The organism is Brevibacillus sp. FSL K6-2834 (genome assembly GCF_038592925.1).
Lineage (GTDB): Bacteria > Bacillota > Bacilli > Brevibacillales > Brevibacillaceae > Brevibacillus > Brevibacillus borstelensis.
Map to the genome: position 1 here is coordinate 1,623,979 of NZ_CP151945.1, position 17,121 is coordinate 1,641,099.

General features: G+C 50.9%; 10 protein-coding genes, 1 tRNA gene and 2 pseudogenes. 8 read left to right on the forward strand and 5 right to left on the reverse strand.

From position 1 onward, the window contains the following. Positions 1-188 precede the first annotated feature (188 nt). Complete coding sequence (locus NST96_RS08090; protein ID WP_342405971.1) at positions 189-2,774, forward strand: Ig-like domain-containing protein; 2,586 nt, start codon at positions 189-191, stop codon at positions 2,772-2,774. Positions 2,775-3,000: 226 nt separating this feature from the next. Continuing rightward, complete coding sequence (locus tag NST96_RS08095) at positions 3,001-4,839, forward strand: copper amine oxidase N-terminal domain-containing protein (RefSeq protein ID WP_342405973.1); 1,839 nt, start codon at positions 3,001-3,003, stop codon at positions 4,837-4,839. Positions 4,840-5,045: 206 nt separating this feature from the next. Here the strand turns inward: NST96_RS08095 and NST96_RS08100 are convergent, their stop codons facing one another. Genes NST96_RS08100 through efeO form a run of 3 tightly spaced genes read right to left on the reverse strand, consistent with a single transcriptional unit; the run spans position 5,046 to position 9,085 of the window. Continuing rightward, positions 5,046-6,932 (reverse strand): FTR1 family protein, encoded by a 1,887-nt coding sequence (locus NST96_RS08100; protein WP_342405974.1) that lies wholly within the window; start codon positions 6,930-6,932, stop codon positions 5,046-5,048. A gap of 17 nt (positions 6,933-6,949) precedes the next feature. Continuing rightward, on the reverse strand, positions 6,950-8,221 hold the full coding sequence (gene efeB / locus NST96_RS08105; RefSeq protein WP_342405976.1) for an iron uptake transporter deferrochelatase/peroxidase subunit: 1,272 nt from the start codon (positions 8,219-8,221) through the stop codon (positions 6,950-6,952). A 3-nt stretch (positions 8,222-8,224) separates the two neighbouring features. Then, the gene (efeO, locus tag NST96_RS08110; protein WP_051567333.1) at positions 8,225-9,085 is read right to left on the reverse strand and encodes an iron uptake system protein EfeO; all 861 of its coding nucleotides are present in this window, start codon (positions 9,083-9,085) and stop codon (positions 8,225-8,227) included. 399 nt (positions 9,086-9,484) lie between these two features. Here efeO and NST96_RS08115 point away from each other — a divergent pair. Continuing rightward, a tRNA-Ala gene (locus tag NST96_RS08115) sits at positions 9,485-9,560 on the forward strand. Between the two features lie 55 nt (positions 9,561-9,615). Here the strand turns inward: NST96_RS08115 and NST96_RS08120 are convergent. Next, positions 9,616-10,593, reverse strand: coding sequence for an NADP-dependent oxidoreductase (locus NST96_RS08120; RefSeq protein ID WP_251238156.1), 978 nt, complete (start codon positions 10,591-10,593; stop codon positions 9,616-9,618). A 93-nt stretch (positions 10,594-10,686) separates the two neighbouring features. Here NST96_RS08120 and NST96_RS08125 point away from each other — a divergent pair, with 93 nt between their 5' ends. The 4 genes and pseudogenes from NST96_RS08125 to NST96_RS08140 form a co-directional block, all read left to right on the forward strand. Next, positions 10,687-11,640, forward strand: a complete 954-nt coding sequence (locus NST96_RS08125; RefSeq protein WP_342405979.1) for a YafY family protein — start codon at positions 10,687-10,689, stop codon at positions 11,638-11,640. A 466-nt stretch (positions 11,641-12,106) separates the two neighbouring features. Beyond that, complete coding sequence (locus NST96_RS08130; protein WP_228006877.1) at positions 12,107-12,268, forward strand: Mor transcription activator family protein; 162 nt, start codon at positions 12,107-12,109, stop codon at positions 12,266-12,268. Positions 12,269-12,470: 202 nt separating this feature from the next. After that, positions 12,471-12,812 (forward strand): annotated as a pseudogene (locus NST96_RS08135) (DUF1062 domain-containing protein); the annotation flags it as partial. 55 nt (positions 12,813-12,867) lie between these two features. Then, a pseudogene (locus NST96_RS08140) lies at positions 12,868-13,140 on the forward strand (MFS transporter); the annotation flags it as partial. 300 nt (positions 13,141-13,440) lie between these two features. Here the strand turns inward: NST96_RS08140 and NST96_RS08145 are convergent. Further along, the gene (locus NST96_RS08145) at positions 13,441-15,963 is read right to left on the reverse strand and encodes an SEL1-like repeat protein (protein ID WP_342405982.1); all 2,523 of its coding nucleotides are present in this window, start codon (positions 15,961-15,963) and stop codon (positions 13,441-13,443) included. A 296-nt stretch (positions 15,964-16,259) separates the two neighbouring features. Here NST96_RS08145 and NST96_RS08150 point away from each other — a divergent pair, with 296 nt between their 5' ends. Further along, a complete protein-coding gene (locus NST96_RS08150; RefSeq protein ID WP_122958093.1) occupies positions 16,260-16,898 on the forward strand; it encodes an isochorismatase family cysteine hydrolase in 639 nt (212 codons plus the stop codon). Positions 16,899-17,121: the final 223 nt, after the last annotated feature.

Here is a 17,121-nt window from a genome sequence, read left to right on the forward strand (position 1 = left end):
ATGACGATTCTAGCTTGAAAAGCGTTACGGGAGCGCATGTTTTTCCGGGGAGTTTTTCCAAAGGCGGTTGCCTTGACACTATTCAGACACATTTTGGACACAATTAAAACGCAAGGCTCATGTAAAATTATTCCCTGGTGCCGATAACCATAAAAGGGACTTCAAAATACCAACGGGGGAGGAAAGTCATGAACTGGAGAAAACTGTTACTTGGGTTTCTCGCTCTGCTGCTCATATGTGGAGGCGGAACCGTGGGAACAGCATTGGCAGCGGATGAAATCTCACGTCTGGTCCTGTCCAAAAACGAATTAGCGATGGAGACCGGAGACACGATCTCGCTGTCAGTAACTGCGGTATATGTCTCAGGGAAGACAGAGGATGTCACGATAAAGACGGAATGGAATAGTGAAAACACAGGCGTAGCCACTGTCTACGCAGGAACGGTTACAGCCAAAGCGGTAGGGACATCTGTCATTACAGGTTCTTACATGGGAAAACAAGCGGTGGCTACAGTCACGGTCACCCAAAAGCTGAAAGCCTTGACAGTGGACAAGCAGTCGGTCGATATCAGGAAGGATAAATCCCAACAGTTGAAATTGACCGCTTCCTATAGTGATGGCAAAACGGAAGAGGTAACAGAAAAAGCGGACTGGGCGATCGACAATACATCGGTAGCCACTGTGACCAACGGACTGATCAAAGGTCATGGCTCGGGTACGGCTACGGTAACAGCCAAGTTCGGACGCCTGACCGTCGCCATCCCGGTCAGCGTGGAAATTGTCCGTCGTTTGGAGCCGGAAAAAACGCAAATTTCCTTGCTGAATGGCAAATTTGAAACGATTAAATTGACCGCCTTGTACCCGGATGGCTCGGTCGAAGAAGACGTCGCCGGTGTCGCAGAATGGTCCAGCGACAACGAAGCGGTAGCGGATGCGATCAAGGGGAAAATCACCGCATACGGGCCGGGTACAGCGGTCGTTACGGCCAAGTACGGTACAAAAACAGCTACTATCAAGGTAGATGTTGACTCGACTCGTACGCTGACAGTGAACAAGCAGGATCTGTTCATGCACGTTGGCGACGAGGAAACGCTTGAGCTCACGGCTCTCTACGCAGATGGCAACAAGGATACGGTAACAGAAACAGCGGAATGGAGCTCCGACAAGCCTGAGGTCGCTTCTGTCAGCAAAGGAAAAATCATTGCCCACGCATCAGGCGAAGCGGTCATTACTGCCAAATACGCAGAAAAAAGCGTGCAAATCCGGGTGGATGTAGAGGTGCCCCGCTATCTCGATCCGAAGCCTGCATACTTGCCAATGCGCTCTGGAAGCTCTGAGAAAATTACGCTGGAAGCAACCTTTGTCTCCGGGAAACCGGAAATCATTACCGACAAGGCAGAGTGGTCTTCTTCCAACAGTGACATCGCGTTCGTCAAGGACGGCGTTGTTTCTGCCTATAAAGCCGGATCAGCCACCATTACAGCCAAATACGGCGGAAAGCAAGTGACCATCCCGGTCGATGTAGACCTGCCGCAAAAGCTGACACTGGATGAAACCTCGCTGAATCTCCAAATCGGCGGTTCTGCAGACGTAAAGGCGACCGTCATTTATCCGGGCGGAGCCAACGAAGATGTAACCAAAAAGGCGGAATGGAAGAGCAGCGCGGATAATGTAGCGACTGTGCGCCAAGGTACGGTAATTGGCGTCGGCACTGGTGCGGCTACGATTACGGTCACCTATGCGAACCGCTCTGTCAGTCTGCCGGTGAACGTAGGTGTCATCCAAAGCATCGTCCCGAGCCAGAAGAAGCTGGTCATGAAGAATGGACAAAGCGAGACGATCAAGCTGACCGCTACCTACACGGATGGCGAAGAAAAGGATGTCACCGCCCAGGCTGTATGGAAAAGTGCCAATCCGGAAATTGCTGAAGTCGTGCTTGGCAAAGTAACGGCGATGGCTTCAGGAAAAACAACAGTTACGGCTGTCTTTGACGGCAAGACGATCTCCATTCCTGTCGAAGTCGATCAGGCCCAAACACTGAGCATGGAGCCTCGCATGCTGATCTTGACCGTCAACGAGTCGGCTGACATCGTTTTGACAGCAACAGACGCTTCCGGCACATCCCGCAAGGTTACGGATGACGCCGTATGGAAATCGAGCAATCCAAAGGTGGCGGATGTCGACAAAGGGCATGTCATTGGTTATGGCAGCGGACGCGCCACGATTACAGCCACTTACGGAGGCAAAAGCGTCACCGTGCCGGTCGAAGTCGGAATCGTGACGGCCCTGGAGGCAAACAAGCGATTTGTTTCACTGAAATCCGGTAAAAGCGTGCAAGTCGCGCTGACCGCCAAGTTCTCCGACGGCAGGACTTCGGACGTCAGTGCAGATGCCGAATGGAAGGTATCCGGCTACAAAGTCGCCGATGTGTCCAAAGGATTAATTACGGGCGTCGGCTACGGCAAGACGACCGTCACTGCCCGTTACAACGGAAAAACCGTTACCATTCCGGTCGAAGTGGATATGTTGAAGTATCTGAAAACCGATGTAGTTCAGATCGAAATGAAAAAAGGAGAGACCAAAAAGGTGAAGGCGATTGCCACCTATACGGATGGCACGGAAGAAGATGTAACCATACCGGCTCTCTGGACAACCTCCCGCCTGTTGACGGCCGACGTGAAGGACGGCATCATCAAGGCGACGGGTACAGGAAAGGCGACGATTACGGTCACGTATGGCGGCAAGCGTACACCGGTGGTCGTGATCGTGAAATAGCGAATGCAACAGAAAGAAAAAGTGCAACAGAAATAGCGTGTCTATCAGCAACGGGAACTCTGCGAATGTGCAGGGTTCTTTCGTTTGTTCGGACTTAAAGATCAGGTACAAATACCTAAATTTCGCATCGGTTATTGCCGATAAAAGAATGTGCAACAAATATATCTCCTGAACACTCAGGAGAACGGCCATCATTCTTTTAATCAGACAAAAGGAGACTGACAGCATGAAAAGGGGTTTCAAAGCAGGCAGTATCGTAATTACCGTATTTTCTCTCATTCTTTCAGCAGGGATAGGTCCCGCCTACGCAGCAGATTACGATACGGCGAAGCTTGTCTCTACGTACTCGTTTCCCCCTGTTTTTCTGGAGGTAATCGCAGATCAGACAGGAAGCATTACAGGTACGGTGGTGGTCGATACGCGATACGAGGCAGACGTGTCGCTCTTGTTTACCGATGAAAAAGGAAAGAATCGCAGGGAGATTCAGATTTGGAATGGAGGCAAAGAGAAGCTGGCTTCGGGCGTGACGACCAAAGCAAAGAACGGCAAGGAAAGAGTTCTCCATCCATCTGGACAAAGCATTGAAATCAATATCAAAACACTGACATTCACCATTCCGGCGAAGGCTTTGGATCTCGCCCCGGGCGAGTACACGGTAATCGTACGGGGACGCGATACCGCGTTTTTCGTACCGGACGTGACGAGAGAAGAGTACTCCAAGGAAAAGCAAATCGTGCTGCCTGATGCGGGAGCGGAGAAAGTCTTTCCTGGAGGAATCAAGGTCGACAAGGATGGCACCATCCAGATTACGATCAAGTCATCCGCTGTCTCCACGCGAGCCAAATGGGTGATGGTGATCATCGATGAGAATGGCGAGGAAGTAAAGCGCATCAGCATCAATCCAAAGAACCCGCAGATTTCACTTGGCAGCCTGAAGCTGACGAGCGGTGAATACACGATATATCTGGAAGTCACAGACGGCGGTGACGTTCTTCGCTCCGAATCGGCTGTGCTTGTCATACCGACAGCGGGAACGGCAGGAAGCGGCGCGGGTAATGTCGGTACAGGACCGGGAGCAGGTGTAGGAATAGGCACAGGAACTGCGGGCAACGGAGGATTTGTACCGAGCCTCAACTTCCCTGGACAAATCCGCCTGTCAAACGACGGCACCATTCAGATCCGTCTGGACCTTACCAGTGAGTACGCAAAGGCGAGATTTACGCTCCTCGTCTTGAATGAGGACGACAAGGTCGTCAAACGCATTCCGATCAACCTGAAAAATCCAACCATCTCCGGCAAAGGCCTGTCCCTTCCGGCAGGCGAATACGCGCTCGTTCTGGAAATGGTGAACGGCGGCAAAAAATCGTACTCCTCCAGCATTTCGTGGACGATCTCAACGAAAAGCAGCTCGACGTTTACGATTCCGAGCGGCGCCTCCTTTCCGGGCGGCATCAAAGTAAACAGCGATGGAACGATCAGCATCACCCTGGAGTGGAAAAGCTCGTACAGCAGTTATGAGTGGTATGTCGTCGTCTATGATGAGTACGGCAAGTCGGTGAAGCGCATTTCGCTGAATCCGAAGAATCCGGTCTTCTCCCTGCAAGGGCTGAACCTGCCGACAGGTGGATACACGATTGTGATCGAGGTGGAGGATACGGCCAGCGGTTCCTGGGCAACCTCTTTGCCGGCTTTTGTCACCGTCAACCAAACGAGGGATATCGTCATTTTCATCGACGGGGCGCTGCAAGTGTTCCAAAAGTCTCCGGTCGAAATCGACGGTCGTACGCTGGTTCCTTTGCGTGCCATCTTTGAAGCGCTAGGGGCAAAGGTAGAATGGGACGAAGCGACCCAAACCGTAACGGCTACGAAAGACAACAACACGATTCAACTGACGATCGGGTCCAAGGTCGCGTATAAGAACGGAAAAAAGATCAATCTGGACGTCCCGGCCCAGCTCTTTAACGGAGACACGACGATGGTGCCGATCCGTTTTGTCAGCGAAGCGCTGGGAGCGAAGGTAGGCTGGGATGCTTACTCCAACTCGGTCGTGATCAGCAACGAATAGGCGAAGCGGGGGAAACCGTTTTTGTCCGCTGCCCGAAAAGACGGCAGAGCTTAACGTGATATTTCTTCCTTGATAAGTGTAGTAACTAGTCAATAAAAAGATTTGTGTTAGTCAATAAAAAATCCCTCTAGCTTTGGCGGACTGCAAACGAAAGAGCAGTCGCCGTATTGCCAGAGGGATTTTCTATTGAATGGGAATGCTCAGCGTTAAGAGACAGCAGCCCTGGCTTTCAGGTTTTTCCGCTCGACCCGGATTATATTCCACACAATGACAAGCAGAACGATCAGTTGCGGAATGGTGCCCTCCCAGCTACTGTACAAACCAAATGAAGGGGCGTCGATCAACAGATCAGACATATGCGCCGAAAGCTTCCCTGAAATCTGCAGGGCATGTATGCTCACGCCGATAAATTTAAACGCCAAATAGTAGATCAATAGGCTCGCGACCAAAAAGAACGAGCGAATCGGAATGCGAGAGCTCATTTTGATCAGCGCGTACCCGATCACGGCCAGTAAAACGAGTGCGACCCCGATGCCGAACAGAAGGTCAGACATTTGAATAGAAGGCGCCATCCCGATGTAGAAAATGATCGTTTCTGCGCCTTCCCGCATTACAGCCAGAAAAGACGTCAAAGCCAATGACCAGAGCGCTCCTTTTGCCACCGATGCCCCAATCGATTTTTCCACGAACTGGTTCCAGGCGCGCAGATTGGACTTGCTGTGCAGCCACGCCCCGATCGTCACCATGAAGACAACGGCGATCAGACCGGTAACCCCTTCGATCAGCTCGCGGGAGTTGCCTGTGGACAGGTGGGACAAAAATACAGTCAGGACGAGCGCAAACACTCCAGACACAACCACGCCTGCACCGGCGCCGGACCAGATCCATTTTCGCTTGTCGGCATTGCCCGTGCGGTTCAAAAACGTCAGCAGGGCAGCGATGACCAGGATAGCTTCCAAGCCTTCGCGGAACAGGATCACTCCGGCATCCCAAGCCGAGTAGGAAGCGGACTGGCTGTACGGCGCAAGCTCATCACGGAGCTCATTTAACAATGCATCCGCCTGCTCCAGCTTCGGAGGCTGGGAGAGCAGCAGGCTGGGGATGGAAACCATCCTGCTTTCAATCCGGTTGTACGCATCCTGCGACTTCGTCAAAACGACTCCCTCGACCGTTGGCCAGGCTACAATGAACTGGTCCATTTTGTCCGCTGCGTCTGTCGCCCGGCCGTTTTGCACGTCCGTTTGCACAGCGTTGAGCAGCTGAATCAGGTCGGAGATACTGTGAATCTCGCCCATAGCCCCCGTATCGCCGCTTGCTGCAGCAGATTTGCCGGCCAGATAGTCGTCCAGGACAAAGATCAATTCTTGCACCTTTTGCACGGCCTTTGCCTTGTCCGGCGGCTCTGTATTCAGCGCAATCCGCACGCCGGTGATTTTTACTTCGATCTTTCCGTAAAACTTGCCGTCCTCTTGGCGGATCAGGCTCTCCGCTTTGTACCATCCATTGACGAACGATTGGTAGCTGCTTTTGGCCTCTTCCCATTTCTCCGACTGGATTGCGGTCAGACTGTTTTGAATGAGCGGCAGGATTTTCTTGATGCTTTCATGCGCCTTTTCCTGCTTGCTCTCGCCGTCGAGGGAAGAGACGTACGTATCGATCGCTTTTGCCAAGGCAGACACGCTCGCATAAACGGCATCCGTATCGGGATTTGCTTGCGAGAGCTCTTGCTCGACAGCGGCAATGGCCTCCGTGACAGCCTTCGCCTCTGGACCGTTGCTCTTGGCCTCGCCCGCAATCGGGGCGGGGGCGTCCGGGGAATCCGTACTTGTGCCTGGCGTAGAATTACTGCTCGTACCAGGCGAGGAAGCTCCCTCAGCTTCCTTTGCAGCTGTTTCCGCCCAGAGCGTCTTCAGCTTGGAGATCGCGTCCTTCACTTGATCCAGATTTTTGTCTCCTGCTGAGATCAACGCATCGCTGACGAGGGAGATCAGCTGGTCTGACTGCTTGGCGGCGCCCGATTCGGGAGCGGCGAATGAGGAGGCCGGCAACACAAGCAGGAAGCATAGCAGCAGAATCGATATTGTGCGTTTCAAAAAGCCCACCTCCAACCTCACAGTAATGTATCTCCGATATACCCGCCCTGCCCGACGCCGGGCAGGCACGCGTACAGTCCGCTGCCGACGTGCACGATATACTCATTCAACCGGTCCTGGGCAGCGAGCTTTTGCTGCATCGGGACAAATTGCTTGCGCGGATCGCGGTTGTAGCAAATAAACAGCAGGCCTGCATCGAGCTGGCCGGTCTTAAGGTCAATGCCGTTCGAGTAGGAGTAGCCTCGACGCAGGATTTGCACCTTGCCCTCCATATGGGCAAGCGCCACGTGCGAGGCCGGGTCGATGAGCGGCCTTCCTTTGGCATCTTTTTTGCTGAAATCGAGCTTGGCGAATTCGTCCTTCTCCCCGATTGGCGCACCGGAATCGCGGTGGCGGCCAAAGGTCAGCTCCTGTTCGCCAAGCGAGGTGCGGTCCCACACTTCGATACGCATGCGAATCCGGCGGACGACCATGTAGCTGCCACCTGTCATCCAGGCCGGACCGTCAGTGGGGGGAACCCAGACGACCTCATCGGCAACGCTCGCATTTTTTACATCGGGGTTGTTCGTCCCGTCTTTAAAGCCGAGCAAATTGCGGGGAGTGGAGCCTTTCGGGTCAGCGGCACCTGTGCGCTGGAAGCCTTGCTGGAGCCAGCGGAGGACAGCTTTCCCCCGTGCGATCCGGGCCAGATTGCGGATCCCGTGAAAGGCGACCTGCGGATCGTTGGCGCATACCTGCACGACCACATCGCCATTTGACCAATCGTCGACCAGCGCGTCCCCTTTGAAGCGGGGCATGTCGATCAGCGCCTCCGGCCGTTTTCCTGCCAGGCCAAACCTCTGGTCAAAGAAGGAAGCGCCCACCCCGAATGTAAAGGTGAGCCGTGTCGGCAATAGCCCAATGGCCTCGCCCGTATCTTTAGGGGGAAGGAATGCATTCGTGCTTTCATCCCCGACGCCCTGCCCCGCAGTCATCCGCGCACAGGCCTCTGTCCAGCTTTTGAACAGCTCCCGCACTGCTTGGACATCGGTCGTCGTCAGATCAAAAGCACCCATGCAAATAAAATCCTGCATGGGCGTCACAATGCCAGACTGATGCTTCCCGTAAAACGGAACGATGTCTTCGGAAGCAGATGGATGAGTATCGGGGGACCCAGATGCCGCTGTCTTGCTGTTCATCATCAGACTGCCCACGCCGCCGGCGCCGAGCAGCAGCCCGACGCCTCCTGCTCCGGCCAGCTTCAGCAAGTCGCGGCGGGTGTATGTTTTCCGGTCCTGATTGGAATCCATCCGTTACCCCTCCAACACCGTGCCGATTTTGGACAACGGCTCGGCTAAAGCGTCAATCGTTTGGCTCAGTTTTTTTGTTTCTTCCGGTTTCAGTTCTGTGTAGAGAACAAAATCGGTTCCTTTGCGGTACGGTGCAAGCGACTGGTCAAGCTCAGCAAAGCGGGTGTCGATTTCTTTCGCCAGGGCTGCATCTTTTTTCTCCAGTGTCGGCTTCAGGACCAGGTAAATTTCCTTGGCGCCTTCGACGTTGGCTGCGAAATCGTAAAGGTCGGTATGGGAGTAGCGCTCTTCCTCGCCGGTAACCTTGCTGGAGGAGACCTCGTTCAGCAGCTCGACAGCGCCGGTCACGAGCATCTGGGTGTCGATCTCGACGTGCTCTACTTTCACGCGGAGTTGTTTTACGTCCTGGAGCAGCTGGTCAGCCACTTTGTCCATGCCTTTGGTTGACTTGTCTACCCATAGTGCTTTCTCCAAACGGTGGAAGCCGCGCCATTCGCTATCCGGTACATCGCCTTCGCGAGCGTCGATCCACGGGTCGAAATCTCCGAGCGATTCGGCGATTGGCTCGATTCTTTCAAAGTACATGCGGGTAGGCGCATACAGCTTTTTGGCCGTTTCCAGATCGCCCGCCTTGACCGCTTTGACGAAAGCGTCGGTTTCTTTTACAAATTGATCCGTCTGGCTGATGACGAATTTGTGGTATTGCTCGATCGCTGCCTGGTCGGCTTCGTTTGAAGCGGCGGACTGGCTAGTTTGAGTGGTTTCACCGGCTTGACTAGTGCCGGCTACTGCGTCGGACTGCGATTGACCGGCCGCTGTGTCCGTTTTTTCGGCGGTTCCGGCTTGGCCGCAAGCGGCAAGCATCGCCGACAGGCTGAGAACTGCGAGGAATTTGGTAGGATTGGACTTGATGGACACGGGAGTTTTCCCCTTTCTGGTTGAGCGTTTTGTGTTTTGATTTTTGGTCAGTAAGTATGGGTTGAACGAATGAATAAGGAAGAGATAAAAGTTGGATATAAGTAATTGATAATGTTTATCATTATCAATGCTGTTGTTTATAGTAATAGGGGAGAGGGGAAATCGTCAACTGTTTTTTGTTGAGGGCAGGGAGTGAAAACGGGGGAGTGTTTCCGAGGGGGATGGGGGGGATAATGAAAGGCGGGGGTTAAACTTTTTAGGTTTGGAAAGCGAAATTTTTAGTTGCATCATAAATTTGGATGTGCTATACTCCTATTTGTAAGCGAGAGAAGTTCAGGAAAATATGGGGCATTAGCTCAGCTGGGAGAGCGCTACACTGGCAGTGTAGAGGTCAGCGGTTCGATCCCGCTATGCTCCACCATATATAGCAAGTAACGCAGCCAATCCCGGCTGCGTTTTTTGATTTCATGCCACCATCATTCTGAGCTTACTTTCAGACATAATTTCCCCAGGTAATGATTCGTGAGCGCGATATGTGCATCGCGTGCTTCTTCCAGCAAAAACGTGCGGCTGGTATGAACGGTTATTTGATCATTTTCAAGGTAATGATGCAATCGCCTAATAATGTCGGTATCCGGTTCGCCGTTATATCCAGATACGATTATTCCGTCACGTGCCTGCAGCGCGGGGCGTATGCCATTGGGATATGCGACGCGTCCCCCCCTGCGAATACATTTCATCGCTGCATTGGCGGCCTCCCCGCCTGCGCAAAACAAGGCAGCATCGAAACCTTCAGGAGCGAACGTACTAGATGCCAAAGCAATATCCTCTGTACGGCCGTTCATCACCGCATCGATGCCGAGATTCTGTATCATCTCAACGCCGTCTTTACCTGAAGCAACGGCAAATACTCGTGCCCCTTTGCACTTCGCAAGCTGTACCGCCAAGTGGCCTACTCCTCCGCTGGCGCCAAAAATCATGATAGACTCTCCTTGTTTAAGCTCCAATACATCTTCAAGTCCACGCAGCGCAGTAATCCCCACTCCGGAGACCACCGCTGCTTCCTGAACGGTCATACCATTTGGAATCGGAGACACGTATTTGACATGAACAGATGCATACTCTGCATAGAATCCGCCTCGGGGATGAAGAAAGCCGGGGGCGTACACTTTATCGCCAATGTTGAATGCCAAAACCTTTTCGCCTGTTGCAGCCACAGTTCCAGCCCCTTCTGAACCTAATACATAAGGAAAACGGGGTTCTATGCCCAGCATTGACGCATACCCTCCTTGACGTTCAAATGTATCCCATTCTCCCACACCTGCGTATTCAACGCGAATCAGCACGTCCTCGGGTCCGATCTCGGGCAAATCAATCTTTTGCAGAACGAGTTCTTCAGGACCACCAAACCGATTAAGCACCGCAGCTTTCATCGTATCCATCTTATTAATCATAGCAACCTCCTCATTTGACCTGTGTTTTTGTTGCAATTGAAAGTGTACAAGAATACCATGACAATAACTGACATGTTTTATGGTGAGGAGTGAATGTTTATATCCAAGGCAAAGCTCTTATTCAACCTGATGATGTATGTCAATGCGAAGCGCTCCTTTACTGCTCAGGACGTTGCCTATGAATTCGATATTTCGGTGCGAACAGCACATAGGTATTTGTCAGAGTTGAGTGAAATGGGCGTCCCCCTCTATACCGAGCCTGGTCGAAACGGCGGTTATCGAGTGTTGAACAGCAGGCTGCTGCCACCCATTATCTTTGACGAGAATGAAGCCTTCTCCATTTTCTTTGCATTTCAATCACTACAATTCTATCAATCACTGCCCTTTGACATTGAGATCAAATCTGTTTCCGCAAAGCTGTATTCAAGCCTTCCGATTGATATAAAGAGAAAAATAGATCGGCTGGAGGGTGTGTTGTCCTTTTGGAATATAAAAAGAAGCGTTCCGTCACAATTTCTACAGGAAATTATCGAAGCTTCTGTAGAGAAGCAGAACCTGCAAATCGGATACGCGTCAAAAGAAAAGAATACGATCCGCGAAGTCTCCCCAATCGGTATCTATACGTACAATGGATTCTGGTATATGCCCGCCATTGATCTTGCCAATAACGAGGTAAAATTGTTTCGAACAGACCGGATTTTATCCTTGAAGGTTATGGAAAGGCATCAAGACCCGCAAGTCACTCTTCACGAATGGTTGGACAGACACGCTGCCAAATCGCCAATGAATCCGCTCCGATTATACGTGGAGTTGACGAGGGAAGGACTGAGACAATGCCGGAGCCAGCCCTGGTTGGAGCCTGATATTGTGATGATGAATGAAGATCAAGGATACATTGACACTATGATTGATAAAAGTGAAGTCGAATTTGTATCCAGGTATTTTCTCCAGTTAGGTACTGCGGCAAAGGTTATCGAGCCGCGTGAAATGATTGACCGTATTTATTTCCTGTCACAAGAGCTGCTCAAGCACTATTCTGATAGGTAACGGTTGCTCCCGTTGCAGTCGCGGATCGTACCCAATCAGTTTTTTGGAGCAGTTGAATAAACCACTACGGGAGTGCGCCACACTGGGCAGTCAAGTGGTCGTCGGTTCGATCCCGGGTAGGTCCCATCTGGAGCCCACGCTCGGTGCTGCACCAAAATGCTCTTGTTCTTGATAACAAAGCAGGGCGGTGTTATAATTTTACAAAATTAGGCAGGAGGAGGCTTGTATATATGCTTAATCCAATCGTTAACATTGCATAGCAAAGGCTATTGCAATGAACAGCTACAAGGGTAGAAATCAGATGCGAACATAGCCTATGCTATTCCTAAAAATAAAACTTTTAGGAGAGCAAAATGAGCTATAAGAGGGCGATTCATATACTCCCGAATGACTTGCTTGAGATGGTGCAAGAGTATGTAGACGGTGAGTTTATCTATATCCCCAGAAAATCAGGCAAGAAAAAAGAATGGGGTCAAGTACATCTACCCGCACAGAATTACAGCAGCGAAATAGGCAGATTTATGAAGAGTATTTGGCGGGGAATAGTCTGCAACAATTAGCTGATAAATATTTTTTGTCTTTGAAAAGCATGCAAAGGATAATACGGGAACAAAGAAACATTCCTTGAGCATAGAATGAGCCAATGCAGTTTATCTACTGTATTGGCTCATTTTCTTTTACGAAAAGTCTTTGAGGTTTGGCTTTGCAGGACAGGATCATACAATGTAGGTAGACGAAATGCCAGACTGGGGGGACGTTTATGAAAAGGATTTGTGACAATCCGCCTTTTCTCTTTCCTATTTCATTCTGAATAGGAAGGATAACATTTTATGCAAATCGTAAACGTGGATATACAGTATCTATCTCCACCACCTGCAATCAAGTATTGCAAGAAATGTGGCAAAAAAACAGAGTATGTTTGTTCCGGATTATTTCGTGTAAATGCTCAACGCAAGTATTTAGATATATGGTTAATCTATAAATGTTCAAATTGCGATTCTACATGGAATATGACTATTTACTCCCGTATCAATCCCAAAAGCATTGCCTCCGAAATATTGGGGGGGTTCCATAGCAATAACGGAGAGCTTGTGGAGAAATATGCTATGGATACGGAGCTGATACAGAAAAACGGAGCTGAAGTTGGCCTTCCAAAGTACAAAATACGAGGGCCCGCTATTGATTTTTCCATGCCTATCGAATTACACATAAAAAGCCCCTATCCCGCTCATTTTTGTCAGCGGAATCTCGTTGGCTGTTCCTTCGCTGATTTCTCTCGTTGGTCTGCTGGCAGGCAAATCGCGCGGCATTGCGGTCTCCGTTTATACCTTTGTCCTGTTTGCGGGAACAAGCCTGGGGCCGATTTTATCCATTTCATTTATGAAAACGGGCAGCTTCGCGGAGACATTTATCCTGCTTGCACTCGTTCTCGGCATTGGATTGGCGGCTGCCAGCCTGGTCCGCGAAGACATTCCGAAAGAAATGGATGCCGGGAAGTAATCACGTTCATGGACACATCCGGGCTTCAACCAATACTCCATCAAAATAATCTCAAGCGCTTGGAATTCCGAGCGTTTTTTGTTCTTTCCCGGGGCTGCTGCGGCATGGCATGAAAAATCCCTTATGTCTTCATATAGTAAACACGAAAAGACATGGGATTTGTATGTGGTAGTTCCATACTTTTTCCGAGAACGGCCACTGCGACAGATTCGTCGGCGGTTTTTAAGAAAATAAACACCGCCGCCATGCAGCGCCGCAACGTAGAGCCGGAAGAGGCGCGTGCATGGGATGTTGGCCGGGTTAAGAATGGAGATCGTCAGGGATTTCCAGGCCGGCCTTTTCGGCCTCCGCGATATGGTGTCTTGCCAGCGATTCATCCGTAAAGTCATCTTCGTTGCGGTATATTCTAGCCAATTCAATATGGGCATGTAGATATTCTCTATCCAGAGCGGCATGAAAATAGGTGATGGCCGCAGCAACATCCTTGCTTGTGCCCAGTCCTTGACTGAAACAAATCCCCAGGTTATAGGCTCCCACGTCGCTGCCCTCTGCATAATCCAGCTGGTAATAATCGAAGGCTTTCTCATACTCCCCTTTCAGGTCGTGCAAGTAGCCAAGCCAGCCGTTTTGCGGCGAGCCCAATTGCTCCGCCTGCTGGTAATGCCAGAGCGCCTTGTCGATATCTTGCGGCACCAGATGTCCTTCATAATACAAGGAGCCCATGTTGGTGTGGGCAAGCGCAAGGCCGTTGTCCGCGGCTTTGCCGAGCCAATACAACGCTTTTTCCATATCGGGTGCTGTCCCTACTCCGTTTTGATAGCAAATGCCCAGACCGTTCATGGCATACGCATTGCCTGCCTCAGCGCCCTTTTCGTACCAGAAAAAGGCCTTGTCGTCATCGAGATAGCCCTCTACGCTGTAGTACATGTGAGCAAGATTGTTCATAGAGGGGGCATAGCCCTTTTCAGCGGCTATGGTATCGTACTGGATGGCTTTCTCATAATCGCCCGCGTCACAGGCATCAAGGGCAAGGCTGTACAAATCCTCCGCCGATGTGTGTTCATCTGCTTCGCCATCATCGGCGATGGCCGCTTCTGCATAGGTTAGCAGGCGATTGCGCACGTTGGCATCAAAATAATAGTTGTAATCGATATCCTCGGCATCCTGCAGAACCAGAGTTTTATCAGCCATCGACACCCCGGACTCGTCTGCCACAAACACGTCAGGTCCTTTAAAAGCATAAGCGAAACCGCTAACAGGCGCTTTTCGTACCACAAGATCGAATTCGAATCCGCCGAGCCGGTTTTCAGGCGAATAGGCGATGCACCACAACCCGTTTCGCTTCAGGGCAAAAGCGTTTTCGTACAGCCAAAGAATGCTTTGGTAATCTTCCAATGGAAATAACCATGTCGGGCGATCGGGATCACCGTCAAACACGCCTTTTTGCCCGTCCTTTTGGGCCAGTACCAAATTGCTCGGCCGAGAATCGATATAGGCGTTCATATCAATCAGCGCATCAAATTCATAGGGGAGCAACAGGCTTTCCTGCCGCAAACCGAGAGCGCCATACTTTTTCCCTTTTCGCAGTACAAGCATATTGGGAAAGCTGGCTTGCCTGTTTATCTTCTCGAAGCCGGATGCGCAAATGGTGCCGTCCTTTTTGTATAAGGTGCTGTGGTTGGCATTCTTGTGCGGTTTTACGAGGAGAAGCCCCTCGCCGATGGATTCCACTGCTGACAACGGAAATTCACCGATATAGACAAAATGATCATTGAATATTTTCTTGTTTTTACGGCCTTTTACTGCTGTATGGTAAAATCCGTGCCCGTTCTCGAAAGCTTCGTCATATTCAAAATCGATGACGGTGGAGCCGCTCTGGTCCACGACTCCCCATTTCCCGTCTTTCTTTGCCGTGAAAAGTCCGCTGTAGTCCAGGGATTCCAATGCTTCATATTGTGCGGGGACGACTGTGTTTCCGTTGGGGTCGATCAGGCCGAATTGACCATTTCGTTTGACAATAGACGATGTGGTGCCGTATTCAAAATCGTATGCGTCCTCCCAGACCAAGGGGATGGCGATCCTGCCTGATTTATGCACGTAGCCGAATTTGCCGCCCTGCGAGACCACGGCAAGATCCTCGGGACCAAAACCGTAAAACTCGTCAAATTGCGGCTGAAGCAATACCTTTCCATCCTTGTCTTTCAGGCCCCACAAGCCATTTTCCTCATATATCTCCACTTCCGGCTCTTCTTCAAAAGGCTGCCAGATGTGCCCCCAGCCGTATTGGTAATGTTCGTAATTGAGCAGCTCGGCAAACGACGCAAAGCCGGGGCTCACGTCCATCAAGTCGGAATCGTTCAGCAGCGAGATGTCGTCGTTTTCCATTGCCTTTTTGATGATCTCATTGTTATGGGCAATATTGGCCAGCCAGACTTCGGCCTGTTCGGCATGCGGGGTGTCGTCCATATTGAATACGTCCCAGGCATCCAGGTGGAAATACGGGAGTTTCAGTTTGTCGAGGTAAGTGAAGAGATTGTTTTTGGCTTCAACAAAGGCTTCTTTGTTTGTGATCAGCATTTCCTGTTTTTCGAGAAAATCGTAAAAGCGCTTCAAGTTTTCGATACCCGGTTGGGCAGCATAATACAGGCCGGCATTATCGGGCTCTGTGTGATTGTTGTAATTGTTGCCGGCAACAAATCCGCCGTCGACCAGGAGCGGCTGCAATAAAAGAGGCATTTCATAGCCCCATTCCAGCATCATCCTGTCGGTGTCCTGCGCTTCGGAAGGGGTGCTGACATTGTATACATATACCCTGTGTGACATCCTTTGGTTTCTCCTTGTTTTTTCAAAATTAACGATAAACGCTAGATTATGCTAAATTTCCCTTTAGTATAGCACCAATAGATTATTAGCTCATATTTCAAAAGACCCATTCGCTCACAATACGATTGAGTCAATGCGAATACTTATATGAATATACAGAAAAATCAGATAAGGTGTTAACCGGATTACACTCAAGCGGCTGCACCTCTGATAGAATGATTCCATTAGGCTGGCAAGCTGGTGCTGCCGAGCGAATGCTTCAAAAGCGCTGGACAAAAGATCGGGAGGCGACTGCTATGGGTATGCGGATTGAACAGATTGACCCGAAAAAGACGGCCATTCTCGTCGTAGATATGCAAAATGATTTTATCGCACAAGGTGCGCCGCTTGAGACGCCGATGGGGCGCCGCATCCTGCCCACCTTGCATCGCCTTCTTGCGTTTGCCCGGGAAACAGGAATGTCGGTGATCTATACGGCGCATGGTCATCGCGAGGATGGGTCAGACCTTGGCATGTTTGGCGAAATCTATCCGCCGATCGCTGAAGGGGCCTGTCTCATAGATGGCAGACCGGGTGCGGAAATTTATCCGGAGGTGGCGCCGCAGCCCCGTGAGCCGGTGATTAAAAAGCACCGCTACAGCGCGTTTTTCGGTACGGATCTGGACATCATTTTGAGGAGCAAGGGGATCGAGACGGTAGCCATAACCGGGGTAACGACGGAAAACTGCTGCCATTCCGCCGCCCGCGATGCGATGTACCTGGGGTATCGCGTCGCCTTTCTCTCCGATGCGACCGGAACGTATGACTATCCCGATACTGGGTTTGGCCAGGTCCCGGCAGAGGAAGTGCACCGCGTCACGCTCGCTCTGCTCAATGTGTCGACCGCTCATGTCATGACGGCGGAGGACTTTATGCATCGTGTGCAGCGAGGGTGAGGTCCGTCTTGCAAATTCATCTACCCATACAGAAACGGCAGAGATGCCGTTTTTTCTGTTATGCGGACAAAGAAAAATGTATCTGTATGGAAGGGGAAGCGTTGAAAGGATCGAATTGGAACTTATGTGTGATTGAGAGGCGATATAGACCGTTGGCAATTTGTGCTAAAGTTTGAGAGAGTGGCTCGAAAAAGTTCCATTGCTCGTTACCGCTGCGGAAACT